This window comes from Saccharopolyspora antiqui, assembly GCF_052246905.1.
GTDB lineage: Bacteria > Actinomycetota > Actinomycetes > Mycobacteriales > Pseudonocardiaceae > Saccharopolyspora.
The window spans coordinates 25,779-45,218 of sequence record NZ_JBQQBO010000038.1 but is presented as its reverse complement, the minus strand read 5'-3'; the positions used below and the strand labels follow the sequence as shown (position 1 = coordinate 45,218).

The window sequence follows — 19,440 nt, the reverse complement described above, 5'->3', positions numbered from 1 at the left end:
CAGGTGGTCCCAGTCCGCGTTGCGATAGTTGGTGCTATGTCCCGGGTGCTGTTGATCGAAGACGACCAAGCGGTGCGCGATGGCCTGCAGTTGGCGCTGACCCGGCAGGGGCACACGGTCGACGCCGTGGGAACCGGTGAGCACGGCCTCGCCGCGTTGTCCGGAGTCGATGCCGTGGTGCTCGACCTCATGCTGCCCGGCATGGACGGCTTCGAGGTCTGCCGCCGCATCCGGGCCGCCACGGACCTGCCGATCATCATGCTCACCGCCCGCAACGACGACATGGACGTGGTGGCCGGTTTGGAGGCCGGTGCCGACGACTACGTGGTCAAGCCGGTGCGGGCCAGGGTGTTGGAGGCGCGCATCCGCGCCGTGCTGCGGCGCACCGACGGCCAGGCGCGGCAGAGCGCGCCGCAGCCGGAACTCGCGAAGCACGGTGACCTGGCCATCGACCGGGCCGCGATGGTGGTCAGCAAGACCGGGGTGCCGATCGGCCTCGCCCCGACAGAGCTGCGGCTGCTGCTCGAACTGTCCGGTTCGCCGGGCCGGGTGTTGAGCCGCCAGCAGCTGTTGGAAGCCGTCTGGGAGCACGACTACCTCGGCGATTCGCGACTGGTGGACGCCTGCGTGCAGCGGCTGCGCGCGAAGATCGAGGACGATCCGGGCACACCGGTCTACGTGCAGACGGTGCGCGGCTTCGGTTACCGCTTCGGACCGCTGTGAACTGGCGGCGAATCGCCGATCGGGTGCGAGGCCTGCGCGTCAGGCTGCTGCTGGCCTTCGCGCTGCTGGTGTTGGCCACCGCGACAGCGGTCGCGGGCGTCGGTTACGTCCACGCCCGCAACGTGATCCTGCAGAAGGCCCAGGACACAGCCGCCTTGGCCCTGGTCGACCAGGTCACGAGGCTGTTTCCGGTGCGCAACCTCCCACCGAGCCAGGCCCAGCTCGACGAGATCGCCGACGCCCTGTCGAACCGGGAGGACACCGCGGTCGCGGTCTACGGTGCGCGGAGATCCTCCGGCTCCCTGGATCCGAGCGCGTTCCCGCCGGAACTGCGGCAGGAGGTGCGCGCCGACCACGTCGCCTGGCAACGGGTTTCCCGGCGGGGCGAACCGACCCTGATCATCGGAACCCAGGTGATGATCACCTGGCCGAACGGCTTGTCGCAGGCGTCGGGCCTGGAGATCTATTCGGTGCGCAGCCTGTTCCCCGAGCAGCAGAGCATCGATCAGCTCGCCGTGATGGCCTGGCTCACCGGCGGGTTGTCGCTGGTTTTCGCGCTGTTGCTGGCGCTGTTGGCGGCCCGGAGCGTGCTCCGCCCGGTGCGCGAACTGCGCCAGGCGGCACACCGGCTGGGCGAGGGGGATCTGACGACCCGGCTGCGGGTCCGCGGCCACGATGAACTGGCCGATGTGGCGCAAACCTTCAACACCACCGCCGAGGCGCTGGAACGGCAGGTCGGGGAGCTCCGCCGGATGGAGGCCGACGCCCGCCGCTTCGTCGCCGACGTGTCCCACGAACTGCGCACCCCGCTGGCGGCGATGACCGCGCTCACCGACGTATTGGACGACGAAGCACCCCGGCTGCCGGGGGACGCGGGCAAGGCGGCCCGGCTGGTCAGCCAGGAAACGCACAACCTCACCCGGCTGGTGAACGATCTCATCGAGATCAGCCGGTTCGACTCCGGCGCGGCGACCCTCGCGATCGACGAAGTCGACGTGGCGGCGGTGGTGCGCGCGTCCCTGCGCCGCCGCGGGTGGTCGGACGCCGTCGAAACCGACCTGCCGCCGGAGATCGTGGCCCGCCTGGACCCGCGCCGGTTGGACGTGGTCGTCGCCAACCTGGTCGGCAACGCGCTCAAGCACGGCGCCGCACCGGTATCGGTGCGCCTTCGGGTCGGGCCGGACTGGATGTCCGTCGAGGTCAGCGACCACGGCCCAGGACTGGATCCGCGGGTGCTGCCGCACGTGTTCGACCGGTTCTACAAAGCCGACACCGCCCGGACCCGCTCCGAAGGCAGCGGCCTTGGACTGGCCATCGCGTGGGAGAACGCGCGGCTGCACCGCGGAAGCCTGGTGGCGGGCAACGGCCCGCACGGCGGGGCGGTGTTCACCCTTCGCCTGCCACGTGATCGCGGAGGTCAACCGTGACTGGACGCAGCATCTCCCGAGGACTGCTCGCCGGTGCCGTGCTGCTCGCCGCCTTCGCCGCCTTCGCCGCCGGATGCGGGGTCCGGCCCAGCGGGGTCATCCCCGGCGCTCCCGCACCGAGCGGGCCGATCGAGGGAGACGCGTTCTACCTGGTGTTCAACGGTGAGCTGACTCCGGTGGTGCGCGCCGCGGGCGAGCGATCGCCGTCGGGCGCGCTCGCGCTGCTCGCGGCCGGTCCCACCGCCGAGGAGCGCGCACAGGGCTTCACCAGCGAGGTTCCGCCGGATGCCGAGCCTATCGTGCTGACCTCTCGTGCCTCGGACATGACGGTCAGGTTGGGCACCGACGTGACCCAACTGTCCACGATGGCCGTCGACCAGATCGTGTGCACCGCGGTCAATGCCACGGCCCAGGACCAGCCCACCAGACGCCTCGAAGTCACCCTCGTGGGGCGCGGGCGGACCCGGGCTCCGCAGACCTGCCCGCTTTTCCACTGACGCCGCGAACCGGCGCGACATCGGCCGGGATCGGGTTCCGTTCGAGCACGGCGTCCTGCCGAGAACGGGCGATTTCGCGCGAAATCGCCAAAACCGAACCGGGGCGTGCATCCTCACGCAGCGCCTTGGGGCCGCCGCTCATCAGTGGCACCACGCGATGATCGTGCTGCACCGATAGATGAATCCGTTGATTTCCAACGGATTCATCGGATACGCCACCCCGCTTCCCGGTCGTTTCGACCTGCTCGAATCGGATCTGCGATCACCGGCGAACCGCAGTACGGTCCTAGCCGCCGCATAGGGCATCGCTGCACGCCACGACGCGCCCCTACCGGCAGGCGGCCGAAGTCCCGCACAGACCGACCAGCAACACCGGTTGTCGGAGAACCGTCGCCGGTGCGAGTCGGCCCGGCGTCCGGCTGCCGTGGGGGAACTCGGAAGGAGACCACCATGCGTCTCGCCTCGTTCCTCCCCGCCCGGCTCGGCTTCGGCACCGCGCCGCTGGGCAACATGTTCCGCGCCGTCCCGGACGACGAGGCCAGCGCGACTCTGGACGCCGCCTGGGACCAGGGAATTCGCTATTACGACACGGCCCCGTTCTACGGCGCGGGGCTGGCCGAGTTCCGGCTCGGCGGGCTGCTTTCCCGGCAGCCCAGGGACTCGTTCGTGCTGTCCACGAAGGTCGGACGGCTCGTCCTCGACGAAGTGGAAAGCGGTGCGCGTGAGTTCGGCGAGAAAGGTGGGCTGTTCGAGCACGGTCGCCCCAACAAGGTGGTCTACGACTACTCGGCGGACGGCACGCACCGGTCGATCGAGGACAGCCTGAAGCGGCTCGGCGTCGACCGACTGGACCTCGTCTGGGTGCACGACGTCGCCCAGGACTTCCACGGCGACGCCTGGTTGCAGACCTTCGACACCGCGCGCACCGGTGCCTTCCGAGCGTTGCGGAAGCTCACCGATGAAGGCGTCATCAAGGCGTGGGGCATCGGCACCAACCGCGTCGAACCGATCGAACTGACCCTGGCCCTGGACGAGCCGCGTCCCGGCGGGTTCCTGCTGGCGGGTCGTTACACGCTGCTGGACCACGAACGCGCTCTCCAGCGGCTGCTACCGACCGCAGTTGAGCAGGGCGTGGGCATGGTCGTCGGCGGGGCCCTGCAGCTCGGGCGTGCTCGCGGGCGGCACCCACTTCGAGTACCAGCCCGCCTCGCCCGAGGTGCTCGTCGGTCCGTCGGCTCCGCTGCCGGGCGGGGCCTGAGCATCGCCACCATCGCCGCGAGAAGTCTGGAGAAGATCAACCGCGACGGCCTCGAAGCCCTGCACAAGAGGTTCACCACCTGAAATGCCGAATGCAGAGGTGATCGTGATGATCAGCAATCCGTTGGAACACCTCGCGGATGTCCCGGAGATCACCATCGGCTTCCAGCGACCGGACGGCTCCACGGGGTCAACCCCGATCTGGGTCGTGCACGTCGGGGATGACCTGTTCGTGCGCTCGATGAACGGGCCGCACGGCGGGTGGTACCGGCGGCTGGTCGCCCGCCCGGACGCGGAGGTCCGCGACAAGGGACACCGCCACCCGGTGCACGCCGAACCGGTTCGGGACACCACCACGCTGGCGGAAGTAACCCGTGCTTACGGGGCGAAGTACGAGGGCAGCCCGTACGTGCGAGCGTTGCTGGACGAGAACGCGGAGGCCGCGACGCTGCGCCTCGTTCCTCGCTAGGCACTGCCAGCGCGTGCCGTCGAGTCCGAACAGGACGGCGATCTCGCGGTGGAGATCGCCGCCGGGTACCCGCGCCACCGGAAGCCGGGTGCGAGATCGGCCCGGACGAGGTGCTCGCGGCCCGGTCACCTGGCCGGTCGGTGCAGGGCCAGGTCCGGTTCGCTGAAGCGCGCGGACACCAGGCTGGCCTGGTGCCAGTGCGGGTAGATCAGGTCGGGGGCGCTCAGCTCGTCGAGTCGGTCGATGTCCGACGCCGTCAGGCGGACGTCGGCCGCGCCGAGGTTGTCGGCCAACTGCTCGTCCTTGCGCGCGCCGATGATCACGGCGGTCACGCCGGGCTTGGCCAGCAGGTATGCCAGCGAGATCTGCGCGGGCGAGACGTCGTGCGTGGCGGCGATGTCGACGACGGCCTCGATGGTGTCGTAGAGCTTTTCCTCGTCCCGCACCGGCGGCTCGTTCCATTCGGTGAGACGTCGACCTTCGCCCGCCTGCTGCCCGCGCCGGTACTTGCCGGAGAGCAGCCCGCCAGCCAGCGGGCTCCACACCAGGATGCCGAGGCCTTGGTCCAGGGAGAGCGGCACGAGCTCGTACTCGGCGTCGCGCGACTCCAGCGAGTAGTAGATCTGGTTGCTCACGAAGCGCTGGTAACCGTGCAGGTCGGCGACGGCGAGCGCCTTCATCAGCTGCCAGCCGGTGTAGTTCGAGACGCCCAGGTAGCGGACCTTGCCTGCGTGCACGAGGGTGTCGAGCGTTTCCAGGGTCTCGTCGAGCGGGGTCAGCCCGTCCCACTGGTGCACGTGGTAGATGTCCAGGTAGTCGGTGCCCAGGCGGCGCAGGCTGCCCTCGACCTGCGCCAGGATGTGGTGGCGGGACAGGCCCTCGTCGTTGGGTCCGCCGCCCATCGGCAGGCGGACCTTGGAGGAGATCAGCACCTGGTCGCGCGCGCCCGCGATGGCCTTGCCGAGGATCTCCTCCGCGGCACCGGCCGAGTACATGTTGGCGGTGTCGATCAGGTTCACGCCCGCGTCGAGGCACATGCCGATCTGCCGCTTGGCGCCCGCCACATCGGTGCTGCCGAAGGTGCCGAAGATGTCCTTGCCGCCGAAGGTCATGGTGCCCAAGGCGAGCGCTGAAACATACAGGCCGGACCGTCCTAGCTGCCTGTATTCCATGGTGGTCCCTCCAATCGTGCCGGAGAACCGGTGTAGTGCACGACTACCCCGTACCGAGGGCATGCCAACCACCGACAGCGCAGCGCATTGGCGGATTTCCCGACGAGATGTGCGGCACCGCGACCGAATGGTCCTTTCGTTCGATGTTTCGCCGACCTATCGGCCAATGTTCGCTGGCCTATCGGTCGATGTTCGCCAGAACACGCCTGGCTAATGTCGCTGTCATGACAAAGCGCATGTGAGCCGACGCAGTCGGCATCGGCACCAACAGCCTGTCGCCACGCAACGCGTGCGCCGGTGAATGTAATGAACTTGTTCGGATCCAGTCATGAATCGCTACGTCCGCTGACTGGTCAACCATTCGCCTAGAGAATCGGCACCTGTGCTGCGGAAGGTGAATACTGTGCGCGATGCCCCCACCGTCGTCCTACCGGCAGTCCGTAAACGCAAGATTCGACGGCGCGTTCTGTGGGCCGGAGTGTCCACAATGTCCGGACTGCTCTTGGCCGCGCTGTGCGCTTTCTCCACCGGGTACCTGATCTGGCAGGTTCCGGATCCGCAGGTGGTCGCCAACAGCACCCAGCAGTCGATCGTGCTGAAGTACTCCGACGGCTCCGAGATGACCAGGATCGTTCCGGAGACCGGGAACCGGATCATGATCCGCGATCTGAACGAGGTTTCCGAGCCGATGCGGCAGGCCACCCTCGCCGCCGAGGACGCCTCCTTCTACCGCAACAGCGGATTCGACTTCTTCGGGATCCTGCGCGCCGTCTACGCCCAGCTCACCGGCAGTCCAGGGGGTGGCTCCACGCTGACCCAGCAGTACATCAAGCTGGCCACCGGCAATGACGAGCACACGTACTTCCGGAAGTTCAAGGAGATCGTGCTTGCGGTCAAGATGACCAACGAGCATCCCAAGGACGAGATTCTCAAGGCGTACCTCAACACCGCTTACTACGGTCGCGGGGCCTGGGGGATCCATGCCGCGGCCAACGCCTATTTCGGCAAGTTGCCCCGCGACCTGGACGCGTCCGAAGCGGCCTTGCTGGCGGGCGTGGTGCAGAAACCCAACGAGAACGATCCGCGGGTGAACGAGATCGGCGCCAGTCGGCGCTGGACGTACGTGGCCGACCAGATGCTGAACAACCAGATGGTCGACGCCCAGCAGCGCGCACTCATGAAGGTGCCGGTGACGCGGGAGCGGTTCGCCTGGCGCGGTGAGGAGATGTCCGGCCCGCTGTTCCACATCCGCGAACGGGTGCTGCAGGAACTCGAAGACGCCGGTATCACCACCCAGCAGTTGCACCAACTGGGCGGCACGATCATCACGACCATCGATCGCGGCGCGCAACGCGCCGCGGAGGACGCGGTCGCCGAAGTGACCGGGGACCAGCCGCAGAATCTCCGGACCGCGCTGGTGGCGGTCGAACCGGACACCGGTGCCGTCCGCGCCTACCACAGCGGCGACCGGCAGATCGGCGGCTTCGACTGGGCCGAGGCAGCGCAGCCACCCGGCCCGGCGATCGCTCCGTTCGTCGTCGCCGCCGGACTGATGCAGGGACACGGCATCGGCGAGGTCTACGACGGCAGTTCACCGCAGGTGATCGAGGGAGCCACCTACCGCAACGCCGCCCCGGGCTGTCCGGACATGGCGAAGTGCAGCGTCCGGACCGCGATGGCCGGGTCCGCCTCGACGGCTTTCGTGAACATGGCGTTGCAGTTCGGCCCCGACAAGGTGCGCGACGCCGCGCTGCGAGCCGGTGTTGCCCCTGAAGTCAACGGCGAGCCTTCGATGCAGCGCGCGGACGGCGTGGTCGAGCCGCGCATCGCGATGGGCGACTACCCGGTGAGCACGGCGGATATCGCCAGCGGATACGCGACGCTCGCCGCCGACGGTGTCCGGCACGAGGCGCACTTCGTCCAAAAGGTGTTGAGCAGCAGCGGGAACGAGCTGTTCAGCTTCGACTCGGAGCCGCACAGCGCGTTCTCCGAAAATCCCGCGGTGAGCAAGAACATCGCCGGGAACGTCACGGAGGCCATGCTCTCGGGCCAGCGGACCGCTGCTCCCGCCTGGGGCAGCAGGGAGCACACGGTCGCGGGGGTGCGCGGCATCGCCCAGTTCAACGGCTCCCCGGACAAGGCCATGACGGTGTGGACGGCGGGCTACACGCCGCAGATCGCCATGGCGGTGTCGATCAGCGCCAGTGACGACAAGAACCAACCGGTGCCGGTGCTGGGATCGGATGGCTCGATGCTCAGCGATGCGTTTCCGAGCGCGATCGGGCGGCAGTTCATGACCGCATACCTGGCCGACAAGCCGATCGAGCAGTTCACCGCCTTCAAACCCATCGGGCGCTACCAAGATCCGGGCACACCACTACCACCGACAGGTAGCACCCAGGCGCCAACCGGCATGATCCCAGCACGCCCCGGCCAACGCTGACCTCGGTGCCGGGTGGTCGAGAGCGCGCAAGCGTCCCAACCCATCGGTGTCCGGATGGGAGTCGCTTTCACCTGGAACAACCGGGCAAGAGCACCAATCACCCAGCAATCGTCCACTCGGTCACGACCGTGCGCTGCCGCTCAGCCACCGCGCGTCGCCAGCCGCGCACGTAGGCGACGACCGCGTCCGGTCCGCCATCCGGCGAAAGATCAGTCGCGCATTCCAACATCGATACCCGATGAGCGCCGCTGCCCACTGCCTACGAGTTGCCGACCGTTTCGCCGAAAGCCTCGTGCAGGATGCGCTGCACGGTGTCGTCCAGCGTCGCGGCCTGTGCGATGACGCGCTCGTCGGCGAAACCGAGCCGGTCCGCCGGGCGGTACCACGCGCGCATCTCGTCGGCGCCGAACTCGCTGGCTTGAGGCCGGGTTCGGTGGCGGCGCAGCGTTCTCTGGGGGAAGAAGATCTGTTGTGTGACGTTGCGGGTCGACGTCTCGTCGACTCGTTGACCTGGCTTCTCAAGGGGTGTGGTTCTGTGGCTGATCGTTGCAGGTGGCGACAGAGCGTGAGGAGAGAAGTTGAGGGCGTTTCCGGTAAAGGTGCCGTCCGGTGCGCGGTACTGGACGGTGATCGATAGTGATCTTCAGGTCGTGCCGGTCGCGGACCAGTGGTTGCGTCATCTGCGGTTCGGCCGGTCGAGGGCCGAGCTGACGACCAAGGCCTACGCCGAGGGCGTGGCCCTGTACTTCGCGTGGTGCGACCGGACCGGACGGGACTGGCCGAAGGCGCCTCGAGATCTCGGCTTGTTCATCGTCTGGCTGCAACACACGCCGAGCTCGGGGAACGTCGTGCTCGGTCCGGGCGCGAAGCCGGTCCGTCAGGAACGCCAGGTCAACAAGGTCCTGACGGCGGTTCGGGGCTTGTTGACCTTCGCGGTCTCGATTGCCGAGGCACCAGCTGCTGTGCTGGGGCAGTTGTACGAGATCGCCGACGCGCGTGACTTGCCGATCGCAGCACGGGGCGAGGACACCAAGCTCGCTGTTCGCCTCGGAGTCCAGCACCGGCTGCACGAGCCGGAGACGCAGGTGGATCGGGCCACCGACGAGGAGATCGTCGCGCTCTTCAAGGCCTGCCGTAACGCGCGCGACCGCCTCGTCGTGCTGTTGCTGTCCCGCGTGGGGCTGCGGCGAGGTCAGGCCGCGGGGCTTCTTCGGCGGGACTGCCATCTGTTGATGGACTCGCGGGCGCTGGGCTGCCGGGAGGGCGGCGCTCACCTGCACGTCGTGCGTCGGCAGAACTCGAACGGGGCCTGGTCGAAGTCCCGCCTGTCCTGGGTCCAACCGGTGGATTTCCTGGTTGTGCAGGCATTCGACCAGTATTTCGACGAGCGCTACGCGCGGTTGGGAGCGGGCGGCAGCGACTTCCTGCTGGTCAATCTCTACCGAGAGCCGCTGGGCATGCCGATGTCACCCGGTGCGATCAACGAGCTGTTCTCCGACCTCGCCCGCCGAGCCGGTCTGGATCGCGCGGTCGCGCCGCACATGCTGCGACACGCCATGGCCGGCAATGCCGTCGACGCCGGCGCTTCGCTGGACGAACTGCAGGCACTGCTTGGCCAGCGCAACCCGAACTCGGTCCTGCCGTACCTGCACCCGTCACGAGACCGGCTACGGGACGCGGTCACTCGGGTGCCCTCGCCGCGGGAACTGCTCGAGGACGGCACCCGTTGATGGGCGTCGCAGTACTGACATCCGGGGACGAGACCAGGGATTCGAGGGTCACGGAGCTCGCCGAGGCGCTGGACCCCGATTTCCTGGCGTTGCTGCGGTGGGACTGGAACCTGAAGGTCGCGTTCTTCCCCGCTGACCACGTGGTGCTGGGTTCGCCGCTCTGCAAGGTTGTCCAATGTGGCAAGCGGGCCACCCACAGCAGTGGCCTGTGCACCGTGTGCCGCCGTTACTGGCGAGAGCACGGCGCCGACGGGGACTTCGACTCGTTCCTGCAGCAGACCCCACGATGGCAGCGCAACATCGGCATCAGCGCCTGCCTGGTGGCCGACTGCCCGCGGCCCTGGACCTCGAAGAAGTCGGGTCTGTGTATGACCCACCGCAATCAGCGGGCCACGATGAAGCTGTCCCTGGACGCTTTCCTGGCCGACCCGCGTGTCTGCCCGCTCCGGGGATACGGATTCTGCGCGGTGGCCGCCTGTTACCGCGCACGCACCGGGCCGATCGTGCTCTACTGCCATGCCCACGGGATGCGGTGGCGCACACGGACCCGCGGAACAACCGACGCGCCGGACGAGACGGTCTGGCGCCAGACCGAACCGGCGATTGCCGTGAGCGGGGAGGTGAGCCTGCGGGGCCTGAGCGAGTACGCGGTCGCTGAGGTGCTCTACGCGCTCCAGGAGCGTACGGCTCAGGGCGTCAAGACGTCGGCTGAGCTGCTGCGTCCCCTGGTCGACCATCTCCGCGCGCGTGGGTTGCGCTCGGTGGACGAGGTCGACCCGGACGCGGTGGGGTCCCATACCTACACCCTCGCCCAGGTGTTCAGGACGTGCTTGCGCCGGCGGGCGGCCACACCGGAAACCGAGCGGCGCAAGGACACGTGGGACTTGACCGTGTTCGGCCGCCCCGGGCAACTGCACTTCGAGAAGATCCAGCAGCCGGCCTTCAAAGAAGCCCTGAAGATCTGGGCCTACGACGATCTCCCACGTCGCCGCGGCAAGGGCTCCCGGACCACGACGCAGGGCCAGATCAACGCCATGGTGCTGCTGCTGGAAAGCCTGCGGCTGCAGCGAGCGGACCGCGGGAACGTGCTCAGCGCCCTCGGCCGGAACGACATCCTCGCCTTCTGCAATCGACTCGCGTTCCTGGTCGCTGACGGCAAGATCAGCTCGTACCGCCATGTCAGGATCTGCCGCAGCGTGAGAAAGGTCCTGCAGCGGTGCCGGACGCTGGGCCTCACCAAGAGCGGGCAGCCCCTGGAAGGACTGCCGCCGGACTTCGCCCTGGACAAGGAAGACCTTCCCGACGAGCCCGAGGACACCGAAGCCGGGCGGGACCTGCCGGACGACGTGATGACGACGTTGTGCGACAACCTGGACCTGCTGGAGTCCATGAGCTCGCGCGAGATCCGCGTCGCCGTCGAACTCATGATCGACACAGGGCGGCGGCCTGACGAGATCTGCAGGTTGCCCTTCGACTGCCTGACCCAGGACCCGGACGGTTCGCACGTACTGCTCTACGACAACCACAAGAACTACCGGCTCGGTCGACGACTGCCCATCGGACAGGCCACTGCCGGAGTGATCACCAGGCAGCAGGAGCGTATCCGTGCCCGTTTCCCCGACACCCCAACCAGTGAGCTGAAGCTGCTTCCGGCACCGGCAGGCAACCCCGGCGGACGAAAGTCGATCGCGAGCGTCCAGCAACACCGCGCCTGGATCGACGCGCTTCCTGACTTCCTCGTTCCCGCCACACTGGAGATCGACGGCGCCACGGTTACAAAACAACTGCCGTTCGACAAGGCCAAGATCTTCCCCTACGCCTACCGGCACACCTACGCCCAGCGGCACGCCGATGCGGGCGTTGATCCGGATGTCCTGCGCCAGCTGATGGACCATCGCCAATTGACCACGACTCAGGCCTACTACCGAGTGCGCGACGAGCGTCGCCGAGACGCGGTCGACCGGGTCACCGCGATGCAGTTTGACCGGCACGGCAACCGAATCTGGCGAAAAGTACAGGACCTGCTGGACTCGGAACACATCCGCCGCGGGGTCGGCGAAATCTCCGTGCCCTACGGGCTCTGCACCGAGCCGAGCAACGTCGCAGCCGGCGGGACATCGTGTCCGGTCCGCTTCCGATGCGTGGGCTGCGGATTCTTCCGCACCGACGTCTCCTACCTGCCAGACCTAGAGGCATACCTGGCCGATCTTCGCCGGAGCCGCGAGCGGCTGCTCAGCACCTTCGATGCCGACGAGTGGGCCAAGACCGAAGCCACGCCCTCCGATCAGGAAATCTCGCGGGTGAAACGGCTCATCGACCGCGTCAAAGCAGACCTCGACGACCTAACCACCGAGGAGCAGGCCCAGATCCAGCACGCCGTAGCGATCGTCCGCAAAGGACGGAACACCCTGCTCGGCATGCCGACGATCCGACAGCCCCAACCGGACACCGACAGCAGGCGGAGCGAGTGAACTCTTCCATAATCGACGGGCGGCGGGCCGACTCGGCCCGCCGTCGCCAACGTGTTGTCCAGGCCATCTCAGACGCCACCCGCAGCGGTGAACCGATCAGCGTATCGGCCATCGCGCGCAGAGCCGGCGTCGACCGCAGCTTCCTCTACCGCCACAAAGACCTCCTCGCCCAGGTCCACGCAGCGGAGCTCGTGCCATCCGATGGACAAGGCGGAACATCACCAGTGACGCGGGCGTCCCTGCAGGCCGACCTGGCGAACGCCCAGGAACGCAACAACCGCCTCACCAGCAGAGTGCGGCAATTGGAAGCCCGGCTCGCGGAGACCCTCGGTAACGAGGTATGGCGAGAAACCGGTGTCGGGTCAGCAACCGACACCGACGAACTTCAACGCAAGCTCACCCGCCTCGAGCAAGCCAACATCGAGCTGACCGCCGCGCTCGACGAGCGGACCGCCGAACTGGAGGCAGCACGCGCGGCCAACCGCGAGCTCACTCGATCACTGAACCACGCGCGTGCGTCACCACGCTGACACGGATAGAGCCAGGCTGACGACCGCGACAGCCGTCAGAACCTGCCCGACGTTGGCGAGCTGCTTCTTGGGCGACACCGCTGTTCTGGCGTTGCTCCAGCCAAGTTGGCTGTTCGGTCGGCGGCTATCGGTAATGCTCGATCTTGGCGGTGAACATGGTGACATCGCCGCCTTCTCCACACCGGTAGCAGTGGAAGGTGTCGTGGATCGGCCGAACGCGAAATGCGGTTGAGCCACAGAAGGGGCAGGCACCCTGCAACTGGGTCTCGCCGAGCTGCCGCAGCGTCGTGTACTGGGCAACGACCTCGACAATCCCACGCGGCCCAGGCGGACCCGGGTAGACAGCGCAGTCACGGCCATGGGCTGCAACCTAGCGGCATGGCCCGACATTTCCGGACCGGTCAGTACTTCCAGGTGCTGCCGGTGCCGCGGTACTGCTCGACCGGGATAGGCTCGACGCCGATCCGCATCTGGTCAGTGTAGAGCGTGCTGTGGAGGTGGTCGACCTCGTGGGCGATGCGTCGGCCATCGACGACAGTGGACGGTCGGCGTCCAGCCGTTCCAACAGCATGGTGCCGGTGTCCGGGTCGTGATCGAGCAGCCGCACCGCACCGTCACCGCGCCATACCCGCAGCCCGACCGGTTCGCCGACGTTCTCGTCGTTGACCGGCTGGAACTTCAGCGCCGCCGGCACACCGTCGGCCCGGACCACCAGCAGCACGAGCGAGGCAACGCCGTGGCGGGTGGGGCCGTCCGGCCGCAACTCCCAGCGATCAAGGAACTCCGCGACCAGACTCGGCAGGTCCGCGATCCAGGCCCGCACGATCGCGTCCTGGTGTGTCGCGACCGACGCGTCGGGTACGTCGATCATCCAGTCATCGCTGGGCCGTCGCGGGAATGGCGCTGTCGATGAGGACGGCGGCGATGGCGGCGGCGGTGGGGAAGGTTTCGGCGTTGAGGGCCCGGTTGCGGGCCGAGGCGCCATCGAGCAGCAGCGCCAGTTGTTCGCCGAGTTGTTCGGGGTCGGTGGCGCCTGCTTCGCGGGCGGTGTCGGCGAGCCGGGCAGCAACAGCTTTCTTGTAGTCGTGTGCCCGTTGGCGTGCCGGGTGTTGCGGGTCGCGGATTTCGACGGACGCCGCGATGTAGGGACACAGGGGCGTGACGTCCTCGGTCCCCTGTGTCGCGGTCGTGGGCGCCTCGAAGGCCGCGAGGAGTCGTTCGCGGGGTGTGAGGTCGGTGCGGTCGAACACGCCGGGCATGACGTCGGGATCGAATCGGCGCAGGTATTCCGCGACGAGTTCGTCCTTGCCGGCGAAGTGTTGGTAGGCCGTGCGCTTGGACACCTGGGCCACCGCGCAGAGCTGGTCCATGCCGGTGTGGTTGATGCCCTGCTCGCGGAACAGCTGTAGTGACGCGCTGAGGATGCGCTCGCGCGCGCCCCTGCCGCGGCGCCGGCCTTGGGGACCCTTCTCCAACTCCGTCATACCCCCAGTATAGCTCGTTGGGTAACGCCCGGTGTACATAGCTTGCGCTCCGGCCGACCGTCCGATACGTTAGGCACACAGATCGGTGTACATAACACCTCGTCAATTCAATTGGAGTGATCGTGGGAAAGCTCGGTGGCAAGGTCGCGGTGATCACGGGCGGATCAAGCGGTATGGCGCTGGCCGGCGCCAAGCTGTTCGTCGAAGAAGGAGCGCACGTCTTCATCACGGGCCGGCGGAAGGAAACGCTGGATGACGCCGTCGAGCAGATCGGCCGGAACGTGACCGGCGTGCTGGGCGATGCGGCCGACCTGGACGATCTGGACCGCTTGTTCGACACGGTCAAGCAGGAAAAGGGCGCGATCGACGTGCTGTGGGCCAGTGCCGGGATGGGCGAGCAGCGCAGGCTCGGCGAGATCACCGAGGAGCACTTCGATGCCGCCTTCGGGCTCAACGCGCGCGGCACGCTGTTCACGGTGCAGAAAGCACTGCCACTGTTCAACGACGGCGGCTCGATCTTCATGACCGGGTCGAACGCCTCGCTCAAGGGCTATCCGGAGTGGAGCGTGTATGCGGCGAGCAAGGCCGTGCAGCAGGCCTACGCCCGCGTGTGGCTGTCCGAGTTGAAGGACAGGCGGATCCGGGTGAACGTGCTGACCCCCGGCCAGGTCGCCACGCCCAAACAGGAGGAGCTGTTCGACGAGGCGACGAAGCAGCAGTTCGAATCCCTGATCCCGCGGGGAGAGATGGGCCGCCCCGAGGAGATCGCGACGGTCGCGTTGTTCCTCGCCTCGGACGACTCCAGCTATGTGAACGGGATGGAGCTGGCTGTCGACGGCGGCACCGCGGCGATCTGAGCGGGAAAGCCAGCGCAGTCAACCTTTTCGATCGTCAGTCAACGACGGGATACCTCATGAGCAGCATCAGCATCATCGGCACCGGAAACATGGCCCGCACCATCGGCGCGCTGGCGGTAGCGGGCGGCAACACCGTCGAGGTCATGGGCCGCGATCAGTCCAAAGCCGCCGACCTGGCCAAGGCGCTCGGCGGCAGCGCCACGGCGGGAGAGTGGGGCGCCGTCCCCGCCGGGGACATCGTCATCGTGGCCCTGTTGTACGCCAGCGTCGTTCCGGTCGTCGCCGAGTACGAAGACGCCCTCGCGGGCAAGGTCATCGTCGACATCAGCAACCCATTCAATTCCACGGCCGACGGGTTGGCTCACCGCGAGGAGACCTCGATCGCGCGGGAAGTCGCCAAGGTGGCCCCGGCCGGCGCCAGCGTGGTGAAGGCCTTCAACACCGTCTTCCGTCACGTCCTGGAGAAGGGCAGGCCCGTCGTCTTCATCGCCGGCGACGATGCGCGAGCCAAGGCGGGCGTGGAGGCGTTCATCGAGAGCCTCGGGCTGCGCCCGCTGGACGTCGGCGACCTGAAAATGGCGCACTGGCTGGAAGGAGCGGGCGTGGTCACGATGGGCCTCGCTCGCCACGGCGTGGGGAACTGGGACTTTGCCCTCGGCGTCACGGAACTTTCCGGCTGAGCCGCAGCACCACCGAAAGGAGAGGATTCTCGCGATGAAGCTTGGCTTCGCACTTCCCATCGTCGGTCCCGCGATCAGCAGCGCCGCCGGCCTGAGCGAGTTCTGCCGAGGACTCGAAGACCTCGGTTACGACACGCTCTGGGTCGGCGATCGCCTGGTCACGCCGGTCCAGATGGAAAGCATCTATCCGGGCAAGGAGCAGCCGTACCCGCCGCAGATGACCCGTTACCTCGATCCGATTCTGCTGTGGACCGTCGCCGCGACCGCGACCAGCCGTGTGCGGCTGAACGCCAGCACTCTCAGCACCTTCTACTACGAGCCGCCGCACCTGGCCCGCCTGCTGACCACGCTCGACGTGCTCAGCGACGGCCGCCTCGACGTCGGCGTGGGACTGGGGTGGATGAAGGAAGAGCACGACATCTCCCGCAGTGGGGACTGGCACCGGCGCGGCAGGATGCTCGATGACCTGCTGGCGTTCCTGCAAGCATGGTGGACGACCACCCCGGTCTCCTGGGACAGCGAGTTCTTCTCCCTGCCGCCGGTCCACGCCGACCTGCGCCCGGTCCAGCCGGGCGGACCGCCCATCTGGATCGGCGGTGCCAGCGAGGCCGCGATGCGCCGCGTCGGCCGCAGCGCCACCGGTTGGCTCGGGTTCGAAGGGCTGCCCGACGAGGTCGCCGACCACTTGTGGTCGATCGCCCGCAGTGCCGCACAGGATGCGGGCCGCGATCCCGACGCGCTGAAGACGGCCACCCGAATCAACCTGGAACCGGACCTGTCCATCGACACGCTTGCCGACAACCTCAAGCGCTACGCGGAGTCCGGTGTGGACGAAGCGTTCGTCGACGCCTTCGCGGTGTTCCCCAGCCTCGACCAGACGCTCGACTTCGCCGGCCGGCTGATCGAGCGCACCGGCCGGTTGTGACCAGGCTCGTCGATCATCGAGACTCAGCCGGCTTGCCGAACCGAGGGCAACGACTCCACACCGCACGCAGGTGGCTTTCGTAGTCGAGCAGCGAAGTTCCGGACAGGACGTCGACGAACATCCCGTCGCGTTCCACATACCGGGCGAGCAGTATCTGCACGTCGTAGACGGCGATGCCGGCATGGTCGAGCCGATCTTGCAGCACGTTCGCGATGGCCAGCAGCAGCGGCAACTGGATGTTGCGCTTGCTGGCCGCGCCCCACGAGGTCCGCAGCTCCACGTAGCGCTGGAACGACTCGAAGTCGAGTTCGCCGTCATTCTCGAAGTCGTGGCCGTTTCCCCACCGGCAACCGCTCGAATCGAACGCCCAGTGCCACACCTGTTGTGCTGGAAAGACTTTGCTACGCTCAGCGGCGAGCTGCACAAAGTAACCGGCACCCGGTCACGCAACTGCCTCGTTGCCCCAGAGAAGGATGGTCTCGTCCAAGCCCACGTCGAAGAAGTAGAACTCGGTGTTGCCGAGGTGATCGTGGCGCAATCGGTCGAGCATGTCGGCGTACCGCTCGGCGTGCATGATGCCTTCCAGGATCACGTTCCACCCGCGGTCGAGCGCGAATCTCGTCACCTGGGAGATCAGATCGATGTTGGCCCCGCGAGGCCTGTCGTGTTCCTTGAGCACGATTCGACGAAATTAGAGAGTGCGCGGATTGGTTTGCGTGGCGGTGCGGGTAGCGGAACCTCAGAGGCCTTCTCGTCTCCGGGATCCCCGACTCATGTATGTCCGATACACCACGTCGGGGCTGTCCTCGCGAGAAGACCTCTGAGAACCCGCGGCGGTGCGAGTTGCGAACGTGGGAGGAAGCGGCTCACGCCGCTTGCCTGACGGCCACCCCCGGCTACACCCAATCCGCGCGAGCTCTTAGTCCTGCTCGATGAGGGCGACGCTGCGGCCGAGATGATCGCGCAGCCGCCGAGCCGTCGACGACTTGCCCGATCCCGAGGGGCCGCGGAGCACGACCAGCCGCGTGCCCTCGGTTCCCACCGGCACCATCGCCGCAGACGCCGAATTCCCTTCACCGTTCACAGGCGCACCTCATCGGTCCGTCAACCGCGTCAACAACCCGCGCACCTGGAGATCGTCAATGGATCGGGAAATCTTGAGCGTGGTCGCCGTTCGGGATCACAGATCATCAGGTGATGGCATCGGGGGCGCGAGACGCTGCTCTTGCACTTCGGTTTCGATGCGCGCTCGGTGCGCAGCCGGATGCCAGATCTCCTCGAACGGTCCCAAGACGCCACCGCCGCGTCGCCGCCGAGCGCGGAACGCGAGCAATGGCAAACCGATCAAGACCACCCCGAAGATGGCCAAGACCACGAGCGGTGCCACGAGATCGCCCATGCGATCAATCTACGCATTTCGCGACGTTCCCGGCGAGTGATGCTCGGCGTTCGCCGACCTACCTCATCGGTCGAAGTACGCGCCGGGCCCTCGCTGCTGGCTCGGACCTCCGGAAACGCCGCACCGGGTGTCCCTCCCGGCTGGGAGTGGCACACCCGGTGTGGCGTCGATCGGTCAGACGTCGGAATCAACCCCTGGGGTCGAACGGGATGTCCTGCGGCTTGGCGTTTTCGAGGTTGCCCTCGAAACTTCCGTCCTTGATTCCCAGGCTGGCCTTGCCGAAGTCGGCCGACGTCAGCTTGTCGCGGATGCCGGAGGGGAAGCTGTCCCAGCTGACCAGCGTCGGGTACTGCCAGGCCCCCTTGTGGTTCTCCGGCTGCTCGTCCCCGCTCGCGAAGCGGAAGGCGTGCGTGCCGGGCTCGTCCTTGTGGTAGACGATCTTGGCGTGGCTTCCCTCCCAGGCGACCTCCGAGGCGGGTTTGGTGTCGTAATCGCCGTGCGCTGACGCCGACACGTACTTGGCTTCATCGTTGTGCACCCACACGATGACGTGCTCGATGTCGTGCCGGTGCCCGCCGAACGCGCCGCTGCCGTGGACGACCTGGTCCTTTTCGAAGTACAGGTCGTACATGTACGCGCACCAGCCGTTGTTGCACTTACCACGTGCGTACGAGTTGGTGTTGTCGAGATCGGACGCATCGCGGCAGTTCCCGTTCACATCGCCAGCGAGGTCCAAACCCGGGGCCACCGTCCCGTCTGATCCGATGGCGGGAGTGGGATAGCAACCGTCCCCGTCGTAGTCGAAAGCCGGTTGCCATTTGGCGTCGGGCTCGGAAGCGCTGGAAGGCAGTGCTTTGGGAGGGTCCGCGAAGGCGGCGGCCGGAGGCATTCCGAGGACCAGCAGGGCGGCACCGATCAGGGAGCCGATGACGAACGACGGCTTTCCGGGGCGGCCGTGCCTGCCAGCTCGGCGGCCCCGGTTTCCGTCCCAACTGCGGGACATGCTGTGCTCCTTGCGTCGTCGACTGCATGACGGCGACGACGCTATGCACCAGCATCGTTCCCAACATCATCTAAAAGTCCGAGTCCCATTGCCCGAAGGGCCGATTCCCGAAACGTCATCCCGACCTTTCGGCCGATTGATCACGCGCTCAGCACCGCGATTCGCGGGAGAAAAGGCCTGGCAGATCGCCTCTGTCGCGCATCCTGTGATCCGTGCTCGGTAAGAATTCCCCCGGGGGTCAGGTTCTTGCGCCCCCGCAGCGCACGGATCTCTGCGCCGGTACTTCTTCATCGCCGCCTGCGGAACCGCCGCTTTCGCGGGCGAGGTGTTCGGCAATGCGGTCTTCGAATTCCGGCCACATCCGGCGCATTCA

At 67.2% G+C, this 19,440-nt stretch carries 22 protein-coding genes; 12 read left to right on the top strand and 10 right to left on the bottom strand.

Annotated features, from left to right (window positions below; genetic code table 11):
• The first annotated feature begins 36 nt into the window (after positions 1-36).
• The 5 genes from ACTWQN_RS35840 (at position 37) to ACTWQN_RS35820 (ending at position 4,373) form a co-directional block, all read left to right on the top strand.
• The gene (locus tag ACTWQN_RS35840; RefSeq protein ID WP_443208112.1) at positions 37-723 is read left to right on the top strand and encodes a response regulator; all 687 of its coding nucleotides are present in this window, start codon (positions 37-39) and stop codon (positions 721-723) included.
• Positions 720-2,150 (top strand): ATP-binding protein, encoded by a 1,431-nt coding sequence (locus ACTWQN_RS35835; RefSeq protein ID WP_443208111.1) that lies wholly within the window; start codon positions 720-722, stop codon positions 2,148-2,150. The genes ACTWQN_RS35840 and ACTWQN_RS35835 overlap by 4 nt, the downstream gene beginning before the upstream one ends.
• Positions 2,147-2,647 carry a GerMN domain-containing protein gene (locus ACTWQN_RS35830; protein ID WP_443208110.1) on the top strand — a complete coding sequence of 167 codons (501 nt, stop codon included), beginning with the start codon at positions 2,147-2,149 and terminating at the stop codon, positions 2,645-2,647. Before ACTWQN_RS35835 ends, ACTWQN_RS35830 begins: the two co-directional genes overlap by 4 nt.
• Positions 2,648-3,097: 450 nt before the next feature.
• Positions 3,098-3,988 carry an aldo/keto reductase gene (locus ACTWQN_RS35825; protein WP_443208109.1) on the top strand — a complete coding sequence of 297 codons (891 nt, stop codon included), beginning with the start codon at positions 3,098-3,100 and terminating at the stop codon, positions 3,986-3,988.
• Positions 3,989-4,013: 25 nt separating this feature from the next.
• Positions 4,014-4,373 (top strand): nitroreductase/quinone reductase family protein, encoded by a 360-nt coding sequence (locus tag ACTWQN_RS35820; protein ID WP_443208108.1) that lies wholly within the window; start codon positions 4,014-4,016, stop codon positions 4,371-4,373.
• 125 nt (positions 4,374-4,498) lie between these two features.
• Here the strand turns inward: ACTWQN_RS35820 and ACTWQN_RS35815 are convergent, their stop codons facing one another.
• Positions 4,499-5,545 carry an aldo/keto reductase gene (locus tag ACTWQN_RS35815; protein WP_443208107.1) on the bottom strand — a complete coding sequence of 349 codons (1,047 nt, stop codon included), beginning with the start codon at positions 5,543-5,545 and terminating at the stop codon, positions 4,499-4,501.
• A gap of 487 nt (positions 5,546-6,032) precedes the next feature.
• Between ACTWQN_RS35815 and ACTWQN_RS35810 the strand changes: the two genes are divergently transcribed.
• Positions 6,033-7,988 (top strand): transglycosylase domain-containing protein, encoded by a 1,956-nt coding sequence (locus ACTWQN_RS35810; RefSeq protein WP_443208106.1) that lies wholly within the window; start codon positions 6,033-6,035, stop codon positions 7,986-7,988.
• Positions 7,989-8,247: 259 nt separating this feature from the next.
• Here ACTWQN_RS35810 and ACTWQN_RS35805 read toward each other — a convergent pair whose 3' ends face one another.
• Positions 8,248-8,382 carry a P-loop NTPase family protein gene (locus ACTWQN_RS35805; protein WP_443208105.1) on the bottom strand — a complete coding sequence of 45 codons (135 nt, stop codon included), beginning with the start codon at positions 8,380-8,382 and terminating at the stop codon, positions 8,248-8,250.
• Between the two features lie 184 nt (positions 8,383-8,566).
• Here ACTWQN_RS35805 and ACTWQN_RS35800 point away from each other — a divergent pair, with 184 nt between their 5' ends.
• The 3 genes from ACTWQN_RS35800 to ACTWQN_RS35790 are packed head-to-tail and all read left to right on the top strand — an operon-like array spanning position 8,567 to position 12,719.
• Entirely contained in the window at positions 8,567-9,718 is a 1,152-nt protein-coding gene (locus ACTWQN_RS35800) for a tyrosine-type recombinase/integrase (RefSeq protein WP_443208104.1), read from the top strand.
• On the top strand, positions 9,718-12,189 hold the full coding sequence (locus ACTWQN_RS35795) for a tyrosine-type recombinase/integrase (RefSeq protein ID WP_443208103.1): 2,472 nt from the start codon (positions 9,718-9,720) through the stop codon (positions 12,187-12,189). The genes ACTWQN_RS35800 and ACTWQN_RS35795 overlap by 1 nt, the downstream gene beginning before the upstream one ends.
• Complete coding sequence (locus ACTWQN_RS35790; protein ID WP_443208102.1) at positions 12,186-12,719, top strand: DUF6262 family protein; 534 nt, start codon at positions 12,186-12,188, stop codon at positions 12,717-12,719. The genes ACTWQN_RS35795 and ACTWQN_RS35790 overlap by 4 nt, the downstream gene beginning before the upstream one ends.
• 124 nt (positions 12,720-12,843) lie before the next feature.
• Here the strand turns inward: ACTWQN_RS35790 and ACTWQN_RS35785 are convergent, their stop codons facing one another.
• From ACTWQN_RS35785 to ACTWQN_RS35775, 3 genes are read right to left on the bottom strand one after another with little or no spacing between them, the layout of a single operon-like run.
• Positions 12,844-13,032, bottom strand: a complete 189-nt coding sequence (locus tag ACTWQN_RS35785; protein WP_443208129.1) for a CHC2 zinc finger domain-containing protein — start codon at positions 13,030-13,032, stop codon at positions 12,844-12,846.
• Between the two features lie 57 nt (positions 13,033-13,089).
• Complete coding sequence (locus ACTWQN_RS35780) at positions 13,090-13,590, bottom strand: aminoglycoside phosphotransferase family protein (protein WP_443208101.1); 501 nt, start codon at positions 13,588-13,590, stop codon at positions 13,090-13,092.
• Between the two features lie 4 nt (positions 13,591-13,594).
• Positions 13,595-14,203 carry a TetR/AcrR family transcriptional regulator gene (locus ACTWQN_RS35775; protein ID WP_443208100.1) on the bottom strand — a complete coding sequence of 203 codons (609 nt, stop codon included), beginning with the start codon at positions 14,201-14,203 and terminating at the stop codon, positions 13,595-13,597.
• Positions 14,204-14,325: 122 nt separating this feature from the next.
• Between ACTWQN_RS35775 and ACTWQN_RS35770 the strand changes: the two genes are divergently transcribed.
• Genes ACTWQN_RS35770 through ACTWQN_RS35760 form a run of 3 tightly spaced genes read left to right on the top strand, consistent with a single transcriptional unit; the run spans position 14,326 to position 16,665 of the window.
• Positions 14,326-15,060, top strand: a complete 735-nt coding sequence (locus ACTWQN_RS35770) for an SDR family NAD(P)-dependent oxidoreductase (protein WP_443208099.1) — start codon at positions 14,326-14,328, stop codon at positions 15,058-15,060.
• A 56-nt stretch (positions 15,061-15,116) separates the two neighbouring features.
• Positions 15,117-15,740 carry an NADPH-dependent F420 reductase gene (locus ACTWQN_RS35765; protein ID WP_443208098.1) on the top strand — a complete coding sequence of 208 codons (624 nt, stop codon included), beginning with the start codon at positions 15,117-15,119 and terminating at the stop codon, positions 15,738-15,740.
• Positions 15,741-15,774: 34 nt separating this feature from the next.
• Positions 15,775-16,665, top strand: coding sequence for a TIGR03619 family F420-dependent LLM class oxidoreductase (locus tag ACTWQN_RS35760; protein ID WP_443208097.1), 891 nt, complete (start codon positions 15,775-15,777; stop codon positions 16,663-16,665).
• Between the two features lie 13 nt (positions 16,666-16,678).
• On the opposite strand, the gene ACTWQN_RS35755 is transcribed toward ACTWQN_RS35760, so the two are convergent.
• The 5 genes from ACTWQN_RS35755 to ACTWQN_RS35735 all read right to left on the bottom strand — a co-directional run bounded on the left by ACTWQN_RS35755 (position 16,679) and on the right by ACTWQN_RS35735 (position 19,067).
• Positions 16,679-17,089 (bottom strand): hypothetical protein, encoded by a 411-nt coding sequence (locus ACTWQN_RS35755; RefSeq protein ID WP_443208096.1) that lies wholly within the window; start codon positions 17,087-17,089, stop codon positions 16,679-16,681.
• Between the two features lie 18 nt (positions 17,090-17,107).
• Positions 17,108-17,344 carry a P-loop NTPase family protein gene (locus ACTWQN_RS35750; protein WP_443208095.1) on the bottom strand — a complete coding sequence of 79 codons (237 nt, stop codon included), beginning with the start codon at positions 17,342-17,344 and terminating at the stop codon, positions 17,108-17,110.
• 240 nt (positions 17,345-17,584) lie between these two features.
• Positions 17,585-17,749: a P-loop NTPase family protein gene (locus ACTWQN_RS35745; protein WP_443208094.1), complete on the bottom strand. Its 165-nt coding sequence runs from the start codon at positions 17,747-17,749 to the stop codon at positions 17,585-17,587.
• A 96-nt stretch (positions 17,750-17,845) separates the two neighbouring features.
• Positions 17,846-18,064, bottom strand: a complete 219-nt coding sequence (locus ACTWQN_RS35740) for a hypothetical protein (protein WP_443208093.1) — start codon at positions 18,062-18,064, stop codon at positions 17,846-17,848.
• Positions 18,065-18,251: 187 nt separating this feature from the next.
• Positions 18,252-19,067 (bottom strand): NPP1 family protein, encoded by an 816-nt coding sequence (locus ACTWQN_RS35735; protein WP_443208092.1) that lies wholly within the window; start codon positions 19,065-19,067, stop codon positions 18,252-18,254.
• Positions 19,068-19,440: the final 373 nt, after the last annotated feature.